The 16,974-nt window shown below is 72.9% G+C and carries 14 protein-coding genes; 13 read left to right on the top strand and 1 reads right to left on the bottom strand.

Translation table 11 applies throughout. The features are described from left to right. Positions 1–79 precede the first annotated feature (79 nt). Positions 80–1,420 (bottom strand): UDP-N-acetylglucosamine 1-carboxyvinyltransferase, encoded by a 1,341-nt coding sequence (murA, locus tag ABT129_RS09170; protein WP_351898524.1) that lies wholly within the window; start codon positions 1,418–1,420, stop codon positions 80–82. Between the two features lie 301 nt (positions 1,421–1,721). Between murA and ABT129_RS09165 the strand changes: the two genes are divergently transcribed. The 13 genes from ABT129_RS09165 to ABT129_RS09105 all read left to right on the top strand — a co-directional run bounded on the left by ABT129_RS09165 (position 1,722) and on the right by ABT129_RS09105 (position 16,969). Next, on the top strand, positions 1,722–2,282 hold the full coding sequence (locus ABT129_RS09165) for a YqgE/AlgH family protein (RefSeq protein ID WP_351898521.1): 561 nt from the start codon (positions 1,722–1,724) through the stop codon (positions 2,280–2,282). Positions 2,283–2,356: 74 nt separating this feature from the next. Beyond that, entirely contained in the window at positions 2,357–2,644 is a 288-nt protein-coding gene (locus ABT129_RS09160) for a DUF3039 domain-containing protein (RefSeq protein ID WP_024761666.1), read from the top strand. 317 nt (positions 2,645–2,961) lie between these two features. Beyond that, the gene (locus ABT129_RS09155; protein WP_351898518.1) at positions 2,962–4,305 is read left to right on the top strand and encodes an extracellular solute-binding protein; all 1,344 of its coding nucleotides are present in this window, start codon (positions 2,962–2,964) and stop codon (positions 4,303–4,305) included. 5 nt (positions 4,306–4,310) lie between these two features. Beyond that, positions 4,311–5,273: a carbohydrate ABC transporter permease gene (locus tag ABT129_RS09150; RefSeq protein WP_351898516.1), complete on the top strand. Its 963-nt coding sequence runs from the start codon at positions 4,311–4,313 to the stop codon at positions 5,271–5,273. Continuing rightward, positions 5,270–6,118 carry a carbohydrate ABC transporter permease gene (locus ABT129_RS09145; RefSeq protein ID WP_351898513.1) on the top strand — a complete coding sequence of 283 codons (849 nt, stop codon included), beginning with the start codon at positions 5,270–5,272 and terminating at the stop codon, positions 6,116–6,118. The genes ABT129_RS09150 and ABT129_RS09145 overlap by 4 nt, the downstream gene beginning before the upstream one ends. A gap of 4 nt (positions 6,119–6,122) precedes the next feature. Further along, entirely contained in the window at positions 6,123–7,766 is a 1,644-nt protein-coding gene (locus ABT129_RS09140; protein WP_351898511.1) for a beta-N-acetylhexosaminidase, read from the top strand. 281 nt (positions 7,767–8,047) lie between these two features. Continuing rightward, the gene (locus ABT129_RS09135) at positions 8,048–8,923 is read left to right on the top strand and encodes an FAD binding domain-containing protein (RefSeq protein WP_351898508.1); all 876 of its coding nucleotides are present in this window, start codon (positions 8,048–8,050) and stop codon (positions 8,921–8,923) included. Further along, complete coding sequence (locus tag ABT129_RS09130) at positions 8,920–10,512, top strand: 2Fe-2S iron-sulfur cluster-binding protein (RefSeq protein ID WP_351898506.1); 1,593 nt, start codon at positions 8,920–8,922, stop codon at positions 10,510–10,512. Before ABT129_RS09135 ends, ABT129_RS09130 begins: the two co-directional genes overlap by 4 nt. Next, positions 10,509–12,836, top strand: coding sequence for a xanthine dehydrogenase family protein molybdopterin-binding subunit (locus ABT129_RS09125; RefSeq protein ID WP_502981695.1), 2,328 nt, complete (start codon positions 10,509–10,511; stop codon positions 12,834–12,836). The genes ABT129_RS09130 and ABT129_RS09125 overlap by 4 nt, the downstream gene beginning before the upstream one ends. A 120-nt stretch (positions 12,837–12,956) precedes the next feature. Then, positions 12,957–13,433: a hypothetical protein gene (locus ABT129_RS09120; RefSeq protein ID WP_351898504.1), complete on the top strand. Its 477-nt coding sequence runs from the start codon at positions 12,957–12,959 to the stop codon at positions 13,431–13,433. Between the two features lie 96 nt (positions 13,434–13,529). Beyond that, the gene (locus ABT129_RS09115) at positions 13,530–15,017 is read left to right on the top strand and encodes a hypothetical protein (protein WP_351898501.1); all 1,488 of its coding nucleotides are present in this window, start codon (positions 13,530–13,532) and stop codon (positions 15,015–15,017) included. Positions 15,018–15,098: 81 nt separating this feature from the next. Then, positions 15,099–16,283: a type VII secretion-associated serine protease mycosin gene (gene mycP, locus ABT129_RS09110; protein WP_351898549.1), complete on the top strand. Its 1,185-nt coding sequence runs from the start codon at positions 15,099–15,101 to the stop codon at positions 16,281–16,283. A gap of 35 nt (positions 16,284–16,318) precedes the next feature. Further along, positions 16,319–16,969: a hypothetical protein gene (locus tag ABT129_RS09105; protein WP_351898546.1), complete on the top strand. Its 651-nt coding sequence runs from the start codon at positions 16,319–16,321 to the stop codon at positions 16,967–16,969. Positions 16,970–16,974: the final 5 nt, after the last annotated feature.

Below are 16,974 nucleotides of genomic sequence, written 5' to 3'. Positions count from 1 at the left end.
TGGGCCGGTGTGGGCCGTCCGGGGCGTTGGGGGGGCGGTGTGGGCCGGGGGGGGCCCACGGGGGGCCCGCACGGCGCCCTTACACCAGCGCGCTGCCCGGCAGCTCGACCTTGGCGCCGAGCTCGACGAGCTTCTCCATGAAGTTCTCGTAGCCGCGGTTGATCAGCTCGATGCCGTGCACCCGGGAGGTGCCCTGGGCCGCGAGCGCCGCGATCAGGTACGAGAAGCCGCCGCGCAGGTCGGGGATGACCAGGTCGGCGCCCTGGAGCTTCGTCGGGCCGGACACGACCGCCGAGTGGAGGAAGTTCCGCTGGCCGAAGCGGCAGTCGGAGCCGCCGAGGCACTCGCGGTACAGCTGGATGTGAGCGCCCATCTGGTTGAGCGCGGAGGTGAAGCCGAGCCGGGACTCGTACACCGTCTCGTGGATGATGGAGAGGCCGGAGGCCTGCGTCAGGGCCACGACCAGCGGCTGCTGCCAGTCCGTCTGGAAGCCGGGGTGCACGTCCGTCTCCAGGTGGATCGCGTTGAGCGAGCCGCCCGGGTGCCAGAAGCGGATGCCCTCGTCGTCGATCTCGAAGGCGCCGCCGACCTTCCGGTACGTGTTGAGGAAGGTCATCATCGAGCGCTGCTGGGCGCCGCGCACGTAGATGTTGCCCTCGGTCGCGAGCGCCGCCGACGCCCAGGAGGCCGCCTCCAGGCGGTCCGGGAGCGCCCGGTGGGTGTAGCCGTCGAGGCGGTCGACACCGGTGATCCGGATGGTCCGGTCGGTGTCCATGGAGATGATCGCGCCCATTTTCTGCAGGACGCAGATCAGGTCCTCGATCTCGGGCTCCACGGCGGCGTTCGACAGCTCGGTGACGCCCTCGGCGAGCACCGCCGTCAGCAGCACCTGCTCGGTCGAGCCGACCGAGGGGTACGGCAGCCGGATCTTGCAACCGCGAAGGCGCTGCGGGGCCTCCAGGTACTGCCCGTCCGCCCGCTTCTCGATGGTGGCGCCGAACTGGCGCAGCACGTCGAAGTGGAAGTCGATGGGCCGGCCGCCGATGTCGCAGCCGCCCAGGCCCGGGATGAAGGCGTGGCCGAGGCGGTGCAGCAGCGGGCCGCAGAAGAGGATCGGGATACGGGACGAGCCGGCGTGGGCGTCGATGTCGGCGACGTTCGCCGACTCGACGTGCGTCGGATCGAGGACGAGCTCGCCGGGCTCCTCGCCCGGGCGGACCGTCACTCCGTGCAGCTGGAGCAGTCCGCGGACCACGCGGACGTCACGGATGTCGGGCACATTGCGCAGGCGGCTCGGGCCGCTGCCGAGCAGGGCGGCGACCATCGCCTTGGGCACGAGGTTCTTCGCGCCGCGGACGCGGATCTCGCCCTCCAGCGGGGTTCCGCCGTGGACAAGCAGGACATCGTCTGTGCCGGTCATGAATCTCGCGTTCCGGAGTGGGGTCGGTCGGGTGGCCAGTGAAAAGGGTAAGGGGCCATGAGACCTCCATCGGGTGCCCCGGGGGGCCTGTCAGATGTAATGAATTCGGCACAACACCCTCTGTTCTCGTGATCTTGCGGAGCGTCACCGTCCGGTTCCCCCGCCGGGGCGGCCCTTGGCCCCCTCTCCGTCCCGGCGGTCACCGACCTGATCTGCGGTGGTCGGCGCGTTCCCGCCGTCCCGTCCGCCCGTCGCCCCCGACGGCCCCCGCGAACGCCGAAGATGCGGGATCATGTGTCGCATGACCGAGGTGTCCTCGCTCACAGGACGGCTGCTCGTCGCCACCCCCGCCCTCGCGGACCCGAATTTCGACCGGGCGGTGGTGCTCCTCCTCGACCACGACGACGAGGGCTCCCTCGGCGTGGTCCTCAACCGGCCGACCCCGGTGACCGTCGGCGACATCCTCGCCCCCTGGGCCGGACTCGCCGGTGAACCCGGCGTCGTCTTCCAGGGCGGCCCCGTCTCGCTCGACGCGGCCCTCGGCGTCGCCGTGATCCCCGGCGACGAGGGACCGCTCGGCTGGCGGCGGGTGTACGGGGCGATCGGCCTGGTCGACCTGGAGACCCCGCCCGAACTGCTCGGTCCCGCCCTCGGCTCGCTGCGGATCTTCGCCGGATACGCGGGGTGGGGCCCCGGCCAGCTGGAGACCGAGCTCGGCGACGGCGCCTGGTACGTGGTCGAGTCCGAGCCCGGCGACGTCTCCTCGCCGCGGCCCGAGTCGCTCTGGCGGCAGGTGCTCCGGCGGCAGCGCGGCGAACTCGCGATGATCGCGACCTACCCCGACGACCCGTCGCTCAACTGACTCCTCGCCCGACCGGGGGCCGTCGGGCGAGGGCCCTCAACCGAGGGCCCCGGCTTTCAGTACCCTTGGCGGTTATGAGCACTCTCGAGCCCGAGCGCGGGGCAGGTACGGGAACCCTCGTCGAGCCGACGCCGCAGGTGTCCCACGGTGACGGCGACCACGAGCGCTACGCCCATTACGTCCAGAAGGACAAGATCATGGCGAGCGCTCTCGACGGTACGCCCGTCGTGGCGCTGTGCGGAAAGGTCTGGGTGCCGGGGCGCGACCCCAAGAAGTACCCGGTCTGTCCGATGTGCAAGGAGATCTACGAATCCATGGGCGCCGGCGGCGGCGACAAGGACAAGGGCGGCAAGGACAAGTAGCCGGGTTCCGGCGTTCGGGTCCTGAAGTCGGGGGCGGCCCCCGGTGCGTGTACTTCGGTACGGGCACCGGGGGCCGTTTCGTGTTCCCCGGGCACTTTTTCCGTGCTCTTCGGACGCTATGGGCGCTCCGGGCCGTTTCGCGTTCCCCGGGTCTTCGCCGTGGCGTTGCGCAGGGTGCTTTCGCCGGTCACGGAGTGGTTGAGGTGGTCGAGACCTCTTGTCGGGCCGCCCGGGGCGCGCCTAACCTCACGCGTGTTGTGCAGAACGAAACGCGCATTGCGCATGTTGCAACGCACCGCATTCGGAGGGGATCCGTCATGAAGCTTCCTGCCCTCCCCCAAGCGCTCGGCTCCGTTCGAGCGGGGGGCACCCCCATCGCCGCCAAGGCGGCCGCACTGCTGCTGGCCGGCCTGACCGCCACCGCCTGCGCGCCCCAGACCTCGGACGGCAAGGCCACGACGGACGAGAAGACCGGCACCCTGCGCGTCTGGCTCTTCCAGGAGGTGAGCAACAAGCCCAAGGAGCAGGTCGTCCAGCAGGCCGTCGCCGCCTTCGAGAAGAAGAACCAGGGCGCGAAGGTCGAGGTCGAGTACATCCCCGTCGAGACCCGCGCCCAGCGCGTCAAGGCGGCCTTCAACGACCCCAAGTCGGCGCCCGACCTCATCGAGTACGGCAACACCGACACCGCCGGATACGTCAAGGACGGCGGACTCGCCGACATCAGCGCCGAGTTCGCGGCCTGGGACGAGGCCAAGGACACCGACCCCACCGCCCGGCAGTCCGTCACCGTCGGCGGGAAGGTCTACGGCTCCCCGCTCTTCGTCGGCGTCCGCGCCCTCTACTACCGCACCGACGTCTTCGGGGAACTCGGCCTCGCCGCCCCCAAGAGCCAGGCCGAACTCGTCTCCACCGCGAAGAAGATCCGCAAGGCCAGGCCCGAGCTCTACGGCATCGCCGTCGGCGGCGCGTACACCTACGGCGCCATGCCCTTCGTCTGGGCGGCGGGCGGCGAACTCGCCACCGCGAACGGCGACACGTACAAGGCCGCCGTGAACAGCGAGGCCGCCGTCAAGGGCATCGCCACCTACACCTCGCTCTTCGGCGACGACAACTGCCCCGCCGCCAAGTGCGCCCAGATGGGCGGCAACGCCACCGTCACCGCCTTCGCCTCCGGCAAGGCCGCCATGGCCATCGGCGGCGACTTCAGCCACGCCGCCGTCGAGGACGGCACCGTCAAGGGCAAGTACGCCGTCGTCCCGCTGCCCGGCACCACCCCGGGGTCCATCGCCCCGGCCTTCGCCGGCGGCAACAACATCGGCGTCCTCAGGAGCACCTCGCACCGCACCCTCGCCGTCGACCTCCTCAAGTCCCTGACCGGCAAGGAGACCCAGGGCCGGCTCTTCGACGCGATGGGCTTCCTGCCCACCTACACCGACGTCCGGGCCACCGCCGCGCAGCGCCAGCCCTTCGTGAAGCCCTTCATCGACACCCTCGGCGCGGGCACCAGGTTCGTCCCGGCGTCCCCCGGCTGGGGCCAGATCGACGCCTCCCTCGTCCTGCCCACGATGTTCCAGGAGGTCGTCAGCGGCCGCAAGGACGTCAAGGCGGCGGCCGACGACGCCGCGAAGAAGATGGACGCGGCCTTCGCGCCGGCGGGCTGAGACGCATGACGACCCAGCTCACCGCCCCTTCGAGGCGGCCGGGGGCGACCGCGCCCCCGGCCCCCCGGCCCGCGCGGCGCGGCGGCCCCCGGGGCCACCGCCCGTGGACCCCCTGGCTGTACCTCCTGCCCGCCCTCGTCGTCCTCGGCGGACTCCTCGTCTACCCCGTCTACCAACTGGGCCTGATCTCCCTCCTGGAGTACACCCAGGCCCAGGTCAGCGGCGGCGAACCCACCACCTTCAAGGGGTTCGGCAACTACACGGCCCTCTTCGCCGACACCCAGTTCTGGCAGGTCCTCCTCGCCACCGTCCTCTTCGCCGCCGCCTGCGTCGTCACCACGCTGGCCGTCGGCTGCGCGCTGGCCGTACTCCTCACCCGGGTCCGGGCGCTGCCCCGGTTCGTCCTGATAGTGGCCGCGCTCGGCGCCTGGGCCACCCCGGCCGTCACCGGCTCCACCGTCTGGGTCTTCCTCTTCGACCCCGACTTCGGCCCCGTCAACAGACTGCTCGGGCTCGGCGACTTCTCCTGGACGTACGGGCGGTACAGCGCCTTCGCGCTCGTCCTCCTCGAAGTCGTCTGGTGTTCCTTCCCGTTCGTGATGGTCACCGTCTACGCGGGCATCAAGGCCATCCCGTCCGAGGTCCTGGAGGCCGCGGCCCTCGACGGCGCCTCGCAGTGGCGGATCTGGCGCTCGGTCATGGCGCCGATGCTCCGGCCGATCCTGGTCGTCGTCACGATCCAGTCGATCATCTGGGACTTCAAGCTCTTCACCCAGATCTACGTGATGACGAACGGCGGCGGCATCGCCGGCCAGAACCTCGTCCTCAACGTGTACGCCTACCAGAAGGCCTTCGCCTCGTCCCAGTACAGCCTGGGCTCGGCGATCGGCGTCGTCATGCTCCTCATCCTGCTGGCCGTGACGCTCGTCTACCTGCGCCTGCTGCGACGCCAGGGAGAAGAACTGTGAGCGCCCCGACCTCCTTCCGCATCCGCCGCCCCGGGCGGCTCGCCGCCGAGGCCGTCACGCTGCTCGTCGCGGCCGCCGTCGCCTTCCCGCTGTACTGGATGGTCCTCTCGGCCTTCAAGCCGGCCGGCGAGATCCAGTCCACCGACCCGCGGCCGTGGACGCTGTCGCCGTCCCTCGACTCGTTCCGGCGCGTCTTCGAACAGCAGGATTTCGGCCGCTACTTCCTCAACTCGCTGCTCGTGGCCGGCACCGTCGTCCTCGCCTCCGCGCTGATCGCCTTCCTGGCGGCGACGGCCGTCACCCGGTTCCGCTTCAGGTTCCGGACGACGCTGCTCATCATGTTCCTGGTCGCCCAGATGGTGCCGGTCGAGGCCCTGACCATCCCGCTGTTCTTCCTGATGCGGGACGCCGGCCAGCTCAACACCCTCGGCTCGCTGATCCTGCCGCACATCGCCTTCTCGCTGCCCTTCGCGATCTGGATGCTGCGCGGCTTCGTCAAGGCGGTCCCGGAGGCCCTGGAGGAGCAGGCCCAGATCGACGGGGCGAGCCGCACCCGGTTCCTGTGGCAGATCCTCTTCCCGCTGGTCTTCCCCGGCCTCGTCGCGACGAGCGTCTTCTCGTTCATCTCCACCTGGAACGACTTCCTCTTCGCGAAGTCGTTCATCATCAGCGACACCTCGCAGTCGACCCTCCCCATGGCCCTGCTGGTCTTCTTCAAGCCCGACGAGAACGACTGGGGAGGCATCATGGCCGGCTCGACCGTGATGACCGTCCCGGTGCTCGTCTTCTTCGTACTCGTACAGCGCCGTCTGGTCTCCGGACTGGGCGGGGCGGTGAAGGACTGACGCGATGACCCACCCCACGGACCTGATTCCCGCCCCGCTGTCGGCCGGGTGCTCGGGGAGCACCCCCGGCCGCCTCCCGCTCGACGAGCGGACCACGCTCGACGCGGGACCCGGCACCGAGTCCACCGCCCGCTGGCTGCGCACCGTGCTGGGCGCCGCCACCGGCCTCCCGTTCGCCGACGGGACGGGCACCCGCGCCGTGCGCCTGCGGATCAGCGAGGAGGTGGCACGGGAGCACGGCCCGGAGGCGTACCGCCTGACCACCGAGACCCCCGACGCCGCGGTCGTCATCGAGGGCGGCGGCCCCGCCGGGGTGTTCTGGGGCGCCCAGACCCTCCGTCAGCTGCTCGGCCCGGAGGCGTACCGCACGGCGGCCGTGGGGAAGGGCCCCCGGGACCTCCCGTACGTGACGGTCGAGGACGCCCCCCGCTTCGGCTGGCGCGGCCTCATGCTCGATGTCTCCCGGCACTTCACGCCCAAGGAGGACGTGCTGCGGTACCTCGACCTCCTCGCCGCCCACAAGCTCAACGTCTTCCACTTCCACCTCACCGACGACCAGGGCTGGCGCATCGAGATCAAGCGCCACCCCCGGCTCACCGAGGTCGGCTCCTGGCGGGCCCGCAGCCGGTGGGGCCACCGGGCCTCGCCGCTCTGGGACGACACCCCGCACGGCGGGTTCTACACCCAGGACGACATCCGCGAGATCGTCGCGTACGCCGCCGAGCGGCACATCACGGTCGTCCCCGAGATCGACCTCCCCGGCCACTCGCAGGCCGCCATCTCCGCGTACCCCGAACTCGGCAACACCGACGTCGTCGACACCGCCGCCCTCACCGTCTGGGACACCTGGGGCGTCAACCCCAACGTCCTGGCCCCCACCGAGGCCGTCCTGCGCTTCTACGAGGGCGTCTTCGAGGAGGTCCTCGACCTCTTCCCGTCCACCTTCGTCCACGTCGGCGGCGACGAGTGCCCCAAGGACCAGTGGAAGGCCTCCCCGGCCGCGCAGGCCCGCATCGAGGAACTCGGGCTCGCCGACGAGGACGGGCTCCAGTCCTGGTTCATCCGCCACTTCGACCGCTGGCTCACCGCCCGCGGACGGCGGCTGATCGGCTGGGACGAGATCCTGGAGGGCGGCCTCGCCGACGGGGCGGCCGTGTCGTCCTGGCGGGGGTACGGCGGCGGGATCGCCGCCGCCGAGGCCGGCCACGACGTCGTCATGTGCCCCGAACAGCAGGTGTACCTGGACCACCGTCAGGCGCCGGGCGAGGACGAGCCGATGCCCATCGGGTACGTCCGCACCCTGGAGGACGTCTACCGCTTCGAGCCCGTCCCCCCGGGCCTCTCCCCGGAGGCCGCCGCCCACATCCTGGGAACCCAGGCCAACGTCTGGACCGAGGTCATGCAGAACCGGGCCCGCGTCGACTACCAGGTCTTCCCCCGCCTCGCCGCCTTCGCCGAGGTCGCCTGGTCCGCGCTGCCCGCGCCGGAGGCGCGCGACTACCCGGGCTTCGAGCGCCGTATGCGCACCCACTACCGGCGCCTCGACGCCCTCGGCGTCGACTACCGGCCGCCCGCCGGACCTCACCCCCGGCAGCGGCGCCCCGGGGTCCTCGGCCGTCCTCTGGAGGGCACGCCCCCGATCGTGTGAGAGGCGCGCGCCCGACCCGGTGTCCCCCGTGACGGCACCGTCACGCCCCGGTCCCGTCCCCCGTCCGGCGCCCGTCACCCAAGTGCGGCGAAACGGAAGTTACCGTCGCTCCTCGGGGCGTCCGGGACGGATCAGTCCTTCGCGGACCCTCGCGCCGGACCGCTCGGAAGATGTGCCAGAGTTGCCACGTCCGGCCTGTGAGCACGTACGGTACGCCCACACGCAGGCGCGACCGCCGGGCACAGTCGGGGACCACCGGGACACCGGGAAGGGGCAGCGGGTTGACCACGCACGCACCACAGACGGCGCAGTCCGTGACGCTGCCCGCCTCGCTCGACGAGGCCGTGGCGGCGCTCACGGCCATGCCGGCCGCCGTGCCCGTCGCCGGTGGCACGGACCTCATGGCGGCCGTCAACAAGGGTCAGCTCCGCCCCGCCGGACTCGTCGGCCTGAGCCGCATCAACGAGATCCGCGGCTGGCAGTACCAGGACGGACACGCCCTCCTCGGCGCGGGTCTCACCCACGCCCGGATGGGCCGCCCCGACTTCGCCGCCCTCATCCCGGCGCTCGCCGCCGCCTCCCGCGCCGCCGGCCCGCCCCAGATCCGCAACGCGGGCACCCTCGGCGGCAACGTCGTCACCGCCGCGCCCACCGGCGACTCGCTGCCCGTCCTCGCCGCCCTGGAGGCCGACCTCGTCGTCCTCGGGCCGCTCGGCACCCGCGAGATCCCCGTCTCCCACCTGCTCGCGGGCCGTGACCTCCTCGCCCCCGGCGAGCTCGTCGCCTTCGTCCGCGTCCCGCTGCTCCACGCCCCCCAGGTCTTCGTCAAGGCCACCGGCCGCACCGGACCCGCCCGCGCCACCGCCTCCGTCGCCGTCGTCCTCGACCCGGCCCGGCGCGGGGTGCGCTGCGCGGTCGGCGCCGTCGCGCCGATGCCGCTGCGCCCGCTGGAGGCGGAGCGCTGGATCGCCTCGCTGGTGGACTGGGACAACGACCGGGGCCTCGCCCCCGAGGCGCTCGCGGCCTTCGGCGAGTACGTCGCCGCCGCCTGCATCCCGGACCCGCCGGGCGACGAGGTGTTGCCCCCGGCCGTACAGCACCTGCGGCGCACGGTCGCCGCACTCGCCCGACGGGCACTGGGGAGGGCACTCGCGTGAGCAGCGACGAACAGCAGCAGAACTCCGGCGGCTGGGAGCCGATCCCGCAGAGCGAGGGGTACGACGGCGACGCCACCGCGTTCGTCCAGCTGCCGCCCGACTTCATGCTGGACGGCGTCCCCCTGGAGGCCCCCGGCCACGGCTACGTACCGCCGATGATCACGCCGCTCCAGCCGCTCGCCCCGACGCCGGAGACCGACCCGGCGGCGACCGGCCAGTGGTCGGTGCACCTGCCCACGCAGGCGGAGCAGCCGCGGTACTTCGACGGCGCCGAGTACGCCGAGCGGGACCCGTCGTTCCAGGGCGCCGAGCAGTTCCGGACGCCCCCGTACGTCGATCGGCCCGGGCAGGTGGAGTACACCGAGCAGCCCGAACACTTCGGGCGGAACGAGCAGTTCGGGCGGACCGGACACGACGGCCGGACCGGTCACGGCGAGCAGGCCGGGTACGCCGAGCGGGACCCGCAGGCGACGGCCGAGTGGCGCTTCACCGGCGCTCCGGCGCCCGCCGCCGACTCGGGCGCCACGGGCCAGTGGACGATTCCGGTGGAAACGGACACGGTCGAGGGCGCCGAGGCGGCCGAGACGTACGGGGCCGGCGAGGCGGGGGATGAGCCGGAGGGCTTCGCGCCCCGGGCCACCCGGCAGGACCTTCCCACCCCGCCCGTCCCGCCGTACGCCGAGGCCCCGGCGACCCTGCCCGGCGGCGCGCCCGCGCCGTGGGCGCTTCCGGCGGAGCCGGTGACGGAGGCCGCGGAGGCCTCCGCCGAGCCGGGCGACGGCCGGGACCCCCACCCGCAGACCGGACCGGACGCCGGGCCCGATGGCGAGGCGGTGCCGGACGAGACGACCGCCGCCGCGGCGACCGCTCCGGACGGTGACGGGGAAGCCGGGGCGGCCCCGGACGCGGGGGAGGCGACGGACACCCCCGACGCGGTCGCCGGCGCTCCCGAACCGGAGCCCGTGGTCGAGCCCGCGGTCGAGCCCGAGCCCGCGCCCGCCGTCTACGCCTCCACCGACAGCGACGAACACCCCCACACCTCGTACACCCTGCGGGTCAACGGCGCCGACCGCCCCGTCACCGGGGCCTGGATCGGCGAGTCCCTGCTCTACGTCCTGCGCGAGCGCCTCGGCCTCGCCGGGGCCAAGGACGGCTGCTCGCAGGGCGAGTGCGGCGCGTGCAACGTGCAGGTCGACGGCCGGCTCGTCGCCTCCTGCCTCGTCCCCGCGGCGACCGCCGCCGGGAGCGAGGTGCGGACGGTCGAGGGCCTCGCGGTCGACGGGGAGCCCTCCGACGTGCAGCGGGCCATGGCCAAGTGCGGCACCGTCCAGTGCGGCTTCTGCATCCCCGGCATGTGCATGACCGTGCACGACCTCCTGGAGGGCAACCACGCCCCCACCGAGCTGGAGGCCCGCCAGGCGCTCGCCGGCAACCTGTGCCGCTGCTCCGGCTACCGGGGCGTCCTCGAAGCCGTACGGGACGTCGTCACCGAGCGCGAGGCGAGCGCGGCGGCCACCGCGTCCGACGCCGCCGACGAGCCCCGCGTCCCGCACCAGATTCCCCACCCGCACGACGGAGGCATGGCGTGAGCACCGACGCGACCACCGCCGTTCCCACGGCCCCGGTCCTGGACACCCCCGGGCCCCTGGGGCAGGAGCAGGCCGCGCACGGCCTCGGCACCTCGCTGCCGCAGGCCGAGGCCCGGGCCAAGACCGAGGGCACCTTCCCGTACGCCTCCGACCTGTGGGCCGAGGGGCTGCTCTGGGCCGCGATACTGCGCTCCCCGCACCCGCACGCCCGCATCGTCTCCGTCGACACCGCCGCCGCCACCGCCATGCCGGGCGTACGGGCCGTGGTGACGGCCGCCGACATGCCGGGCGCCTCGACCTACGGCCGCCGCGTCGCCGACCGGCCGGTCTTCGCCGCCGACCTGGTCCGGCACCACGGCGAGGCCATCGCCGCCGTCGCCGCCGACCACCCCGACACCGCCCGGCTCGCCGCCGCCGCGATCAGCGTCGAGTACGAGCTCCTCGACCCGGTCACCGACCCGGAGAAGGCCTTCGCCGCCGAGGCGCTGCACCCCGACGGCAACCTGATCCGCCACATTCCGCTGCGCTTCGGCGACCCGGACGCGACCGGCGAGATCGTCGTCGAGGGCCTCTACCGGATCGGGCGCCAGGACCCGGCGCCGATCGGCGCCGAGGCGGGCCTCGCCGTACCGCGCCCCGACGGCGGGGTGGAGCTCTACACCGCCTCGACCGACCCGCACACCGACCGGGACCTGGCCGCCGCCTGCTTCGGGCTGCCGCCCGAGCAGGTCAAGCTGGTCGTCACCGGCGTCCCCGGCGCCACCGGAGACCGCGAGGACCCGGGCTTCCAGATCCCCCTGGGCCTCCTCGCGCTCCGCACCGGCTGCCCGGTCAAACTCACCGCCACGCGCGAGGAGTCCTTCCTCGGCCACGCCCACCGCCACCCCACGCTGCTGCGCTACCGGCACCACGCGGACGCGGAAGGACGCCTGGTGAAGGTGGAGGCGCAGATCCTGCTCGACGCGGGCGCGTACGCCGACTCCTCGTCCGAGTCCCTCGCGGCGGCCGTGGCCTTCGCCTGCGGCCCGTACGTCGTCCCGCACGCCTTCGTCGAAGGCTGGGCGGTCCGCACGAACAACCCGCCGTCCGGCCACGTGCGGGGCGAGGGCGCCATGCAGGTCTGCGCCGCCTACGAGGCGCAGATGGACAAGATCGCGGCCAAACTGGGCGTGGAACCTGCCGAGTTGCGCATGCGGAACGTCATGGCCACCGGCGACATCCTGCCCACCGGCCAGACGGTGACCTGCCCGGCCCCGGTGGGCGAACTCCTCGCCGCCGTACGGGACTTCCCGCTGCCCCCGCTCCCCAAGGACACCCCCGAGGGCGAGTGGCTGCTGCCCGGCGGCCCCGAGGGCGCGGGCGAACCCGGCGCGGTGCGCCGGGGCGTCGGCTACGCGCTCGGCATGGTGCACATGCTGGGCGCGGAGGGCGCCGACGAGGTCTCCACGGCGACCGTCCGGGTCCAGGACGGGGTGGCCACGGTCATCTGCTCGGCCGTGGACACCGGCTCGGGCTTCTCGACCCTCGCCCGCCAGATCGTCCAGGACACCCTCGGCATCGACGAGGTGCACGTCGCCCCCGTCGACACCGACCAGCCGCCCGCGGGACCGGCCGCCCACGGCCGCCACACCTGGGTCTCGGGCGGAGCCGTGGAACGGGCCGCGAAGATGGTCCGCACCCAGCTCCTCCAGCCGCTGGCCCACCAGTTCGGCATGTCGACGGAGCTGCTCCAGATCACCGACGGCAAGATCACCTCGTACGACGGGGTCCTCTCGACGACGGTCACCGAGGCGATGGACGGCAAGGAGCTCTGGGCCACCGCCCAGTGCCGGCCCCACCCCACCGAGCCGCTCGACGAGGACGGCCAGGGCGACGCGTTCGTCGGCCTCGCGTTCTGCGCGATCCGCGCCGTGGTCGACGTGGACATCGAACTCGGCGCCGTACGCGTCGTGGAGATGGCCGTAGCCCAGGACGTCGGCCGCGTCCTCAACCCGGCCCAGCTCGCCACCCGCATCGAGGCCGGCGTCACCCAGGGCGTCGGCGCGGCCCTCACCGAGAACCTCCGCACCGCCCGCGGCCTGGTGAGGCACCCCGACTTCACGGGGTACGCACTCCCGACATCCCTGGATGCCCCGGACATTCGCATCGTGAAACTGGTCGAGGAACGCGACGTCGTCGCCCCCTTCGGCGCCAAGGCCGCGAGCGCGATCCCGGTCGTCACCTCACCCGCCGCAGTGGCCTCAGCGGTGCGTGCGGCGACCGGACGGCCCGTCAACCGCCTTCCGATCCGCCCGCAGGCGGCCGTCGCCGTGCCCAATTCGTGACCATGTGATGTCCGTTGCTTGTGCAACCCGGAGGTGCGCACTGTCGTCGTTCCTGACTACAGTGAACTTCTAGACTTGTGCGGTACACGGCATGGTTGTTCACGGGGGAGGAGCGCGAGCATGCTACCTGCGATGGGTGGTCTGGCGTCCGGGATGCGGACGCAGGCGGTCAAGTACAGCGCCGACTCCATGGCTGAGCTGAAGACCGACGTCGACAAGCTCATCGTCTCGCTCGACAAGACGATGAAGACCACGGCCGATCCGAACGGCAGTGTGTCCGAGGTCGACCGGACGAAGTTCGGCGGCGGCGGCGCCGCCTGGGCCGAGGCGCAGAGCGCGTACACGTCGTACGCCAAGGTCCGGCAGAGCCTGGTGGACCTGTCCAAGCTCCTCAAGGACTGCCTGGAGGGGCTCGGCATCGCCGCGGTCGCCTCCCAGGGCGGCATCGAGGCCATGGACGAGGACATCAAGCTGAAGATGCGGGGCATCTACGAGCGCACGAAGGTCGCGCACGACCAGCACGAGCAGCAGAAGAACCAGAGCGACCCGACGGCCAACGGCAGCGACGGCACCACGGGCGGCGGATCCTTCCAGTAGGCGCGGCGCGGACGACCATTCGGGGACACGGGGAAGAGGCGAGAGATGATTCCGGCAGACGGAGGCGGGGGCTACAGCGGAACCAACTTCCGCGGTATGAGCCACCAGCAGATGCTGGCGTGGCTGGACGAGGCCAGCACGTTCTACGTCGGCGACGCGGCGAACGTGCTGCGCTCGACCGGTGAGCAACTGAAGGGCATCGCCGACCGGCTCGTCAAGCGCATGAAGGAGATGGACTGGGAGGGCGAGGCGGAGAAGGCGTTCTCCGAGTGGGCCATCTCGGTCGCCTCGTCGACCGACTCGCTCGGCGCGTACAGCGACGACGCCGCGTACTGGATGGAGGGCAACGCCACGGCCATCGCCGCGGCCGCCAGCGCCATCCCCCGGTACGTCTCGTACGAGAGCGCCAAGGAGAACCTGGCCGCCGCGCAGAAGTACCGCAACGACCCGGACGCGCAGACCGTCGCGCGCAACGCGAAGAACTCGATGCCCGCGTCCGAGGAGCTCTCGGCCATCAAGGCCAAGGAAGAGGCCAACCGGCTGGCCGCGGCCGAGCAGATGGAGCGGCTCTCGGGCACGTACGACTGGTCCAGCGACCGGATGGCGAGCCTGCAGGCACCCACGTTCCCGCCGCCGCCGGGGGCGTTCGTGCCGCCGGCCCAGGTCACCAGGGACAGTGGCGAATACATCGGCTCCTCTTCTCAGCAGTACGTTCGCTCCACGGGAACGGACTCCGGCACGGACTCGGGGCCGAGGCGGCCCGCGCCGACGCAGCCGGACCTGCCGCACGCGCCCGACACCAACGTCGTCCCGCCGACCGGGGACACCACCAGGCCGACGCACGTCGTGCCGCCGGTGCGCCCCGAGGCCCCGGTGGACCTCGGCATCGACAGCGTGAACACCCTGCCGCCGACGACCACGCCCGGACCGCAGACGCCGACCCCCGGCGGTCCGCCGCCGCTCACCAAGCCGGACGGAGGCACGCCTCCGTTCATCACCACCACCGGCATGCCCCCGTTCACGTCGAAGGGCGGCCCCGGACCGCTGGCACCCACCAGCCCCGTCACCGGCGGGACGCGCAACCCGATGACCGGCGGCCCGCGCGGCCTGCCGGGCGTCACCGGTCCGCTCGGCGGCGCTCGCGAGGGCATCAGCGGCGGTCGCGCGGTTCCCCAGACCACGGGCCGGCCCGCGACCGGCATCCCGCGCAGCACCGTCATCGGCACGGAGCAGGGCGCTCGCGGCGGCGCCGGAATGGGACGCGGTCCCATGGGCGGTGGCATGGGCGCCGGTATGGGCGGCGGCATGGCCGCCGGACAGAACGGCATCAGCGGCGGACGCCGCCTCGCCGGTGAGACCGGCGGGGTCGTCGGCGGCAAGGCGCAGCGCCCCGGCGCCGCGGGCGCGGCCGCGGGTGGCGCGCGTCCCTTCACGCCCGGCGGCTCCGGCCTCGTGCGCGGAGGCTCCACGCAGGCCGGCGAGGAGCGCGAGGAGCGGAACGGAGAGCGTCCCGACTACCTGGTCGAGGACGAGGAGACCTGGCAGCAGGGCAGCCGCCGCGCGGCCCCGCCCGTCATCGACTGATTCAGCGCGAGGAAGCAGCAGATGCGTACCAGCAGTATTCGACGGAGTCGTGCCCGAGCCACCGCTTCGGCCGCCTTGGGGATGCTGCTGGTGGGCATCGCTTCCGTCCCCGCCCACGCGGAAGGCGTCCGGGACCAGCAGTGGCACCTGGACGCCATGGGCGCCGAGAAGATCTGGCAGCTCAGCACCGGTAAGGGCATCACCGTCGCGGTGATCGACTCCGGGGTCGACACGAGCGTCCCGGACCTCCGCGGCCGGGTGCTCCCGGGCAAGGACCTCGCGCCGGAGGAGTCGGGCGACGAGACCACCGACTACATCAACCACGGCACGGGGATGGCCACCCTGATCGCCGCCACGGGAGGCAAGGACGGCGGGAAGGGGTCCTTCGGTCTCGCGCCGGACGCCAAGATCCTGCCGATCCGCATCCCCGGTGTCGACGGGGGCGACGGCAGCCTGGCGGACAGCGAGAAGGAGTTCAACCTCGTCGTGCCTCAGGCGATCAGGTACGCGGCCGATTCCGGCGCCCAGGTCATCAACGTCTCCCTGGGCTCCAGTGCGGGCTCGAAGGCCCTCACCGACGCGGTGAAGTACGCGCTGGACAAGGGGTCCCTGGTCTTCGCCGCCGTCGGGAACAGCGGCGACAAGGGCAACGCGGTCGAGTACCCGGGGGCGACCCCCGGCGTCGTCGGAGTCGGCGCCGTCGACAACCAGGGGAAGCGCGTCGCGATGTCCCAGTACGGCGCCCAGGTCGACGTCGTAGCCCCGGGCAAGGACATGGTGCACGCCTGCAGCGGTGGCACCGGGCTCTGCAAGTCCACCGGTACCAGTGACGCCACCGCCCTCGCCTCGGCCGCCGCCGCGCTCCTCTGGTCGAAGCACCCCGACTGGACCAACAACCAGGTCCTCAAGGTCATGCTCAACTCCGTCGCCGGGCCCAGCGGGGGTGAGAAGCGCAGCAACCACGTCGGCTACGGCGCCCTGCGCCCCCTGCGTACGCTGAAGACGCCCGGCGACCCCGGTCCGGCCGACGTCCGGCCCATCGACGACCTCACCGAGGCCCCGACCGCCACCCCGACCCCGACGGCGGGCGAACTGCCCTCGGCCGATCCGGCTCCGGCGGAGTCCTCCGCCGCCCCGGCGCCCGGGCCCGTCGCGAGCGAGGACGAGGGCGGCGGCACCGGCCTCTGGATCGGGCTCGGCATCGGCGCGGCCGTACTGATCGGTGCCGCCGTCGCCGTACCCGTACTCCGGTCCCGGCGGGGCTGAGCGCCGCGTCGGGCGGGAGAACGCGTGTGACGTCCATGAGGTCCGCGTCGGTCGGGGCGGGCGCGGTCCTCGCCGTGGCCGCCCTCCTCACGAGCTGTTCCAGCGGCGACGGCGGAGGGGACACGGCGCCGAAGGGAGCGGCGGCGGCCGAGGTCTGCGAGGGCTTCGCCGGGGATGCCCCCGCCGCGGCGGCGCTCAGGGCCGTCATGGGAGCCGAGCGCTTCACCGACGACCTCTCGGAGCCGGAGGAGGCCCTCGACGGCCTGCGGGACGCCACCCGCGTGCCGCGGGCCGACACGTACCGGCCGCGGCCCCTGACGTACTGCCGGCTCCTGCCCGCCGAGGGCGGTACCACCGACCTCGCCGTCGAACTGGGCACCGCCGCGAAGGCCCCGGGGCTGCGCCCGGAGCACGCCGGGACGGTGACGTCCTACACCTCGGGGCTCCAGGCCTTCTCCTCCTCCGGGATCGGCAGGCTCTACTTCTCCTGCCGCCTCCCGGCGCCCGCCCACGGCATCGTCGTCGAGACGGTCGTCCGCGGCCCCGCCGGCGTCCCGGACGGTGACCTGGAGCAGCGGACCCGGCTGATCACCCTCGCCAACGCCGCCGCCCGGCAGGTCTCGGCCGAACTGGGCTGCGCGGGCGACGGGCTGGCGCCGGGGGTGCCGGCCGGGACGACGGGCTGAGCCCC

Origin of the sequence: Streptomyces sp. NPDC002057 (assembly GCF_040296665.1) — a bacterium.
GTDB lineage: Bacteria > Actinomycetota > Actinomycetes > Streptomycetales > Streptomycetaceae > Streptomyces.
The sequence above is the reverse complement of the archived record's forward strand: the minus strand, read 5'-3'. Positions and strand labels throughout refer to the sequence as shown.

What these genes read in the sequence shown, in the direction of transcription:
- ABT129_RS09105 (WP_351898546.1), top strand. Translation starts at nt 16,319, where the DNA reads ATGAGGTCCGCGTCGGTCGGGGCGGGCGCGGTCCTCGCCGTGGCCGCC.
- ABT129_RS09165 (WP_351898521.1), top strand. Translation starts at nt 1,722, where the DNA reads ATGACCGAGGTGTCCTCGCTCACAGGACGGCTGCTCGTCGCCACCCCC.
- ABT129_RS09150 (WP_351898516.1), top strand. Translation starts at nt 4,311, where the DNA reads ATGACGACCCAGCTCACCGCCCCTTCGAGGCGGCCGGGGGCGACCGCG.
- mycP (WP_351898549.1), top strand. Translation starts at nt 15,099, where the DNA reads ATGCTGCTGGTGGGCATCGCTTCCGTCCCCGCCCACGCGGAAGGCGTC.
- ABT129_RS09160 (WP_024761666.1), top strand. Translation starts at nt 2,357, where the DNA reads ATGAGCACTCTCGAGCCCGAGCGCGGGGCAGGTACGGGAACCCTCGTC.
- ABT129_RS09120 (WP_351898504.1), top strand. Translation starts at nt 12,957, where the DNA reads ATGCTACCTGCGATGGGTGGTCTGGCGTCCGGGATGCGGACGCAGGCG.
- ABT129_RS09115 (WP_351898501.1), top strand. Translation starts at nt 13,530, where the DNA reads ATGAGCCACCAGCAGATGCTGGCGTGGCTGGACGAGGCCAGCACGTTC.
- ABT129_RS09155 (WP_351898518.1), top strand. Translation starts at nt 2,962, where the DNA reads ATGAAGCTTCCTGCCCTCCCCCAAGCGCTCGGCTCCGTTCGAGCGGGG.
- murA (WP_351898524.1), bottom strand. Translation starts at nt 1,420, where the DNA reads ATGACCGGCACAGACGATGTCCTGCTTGTCCACGGCGGAACCCCGCTG.
- ABT129_RS09140 (WP_351898511.1), top strand. Translation starts at nt 6,123, where the DNA reads ATGACCCACCCCACGGACCTGATTCCCGCCCCGCTGTCGGCCGGGTGC.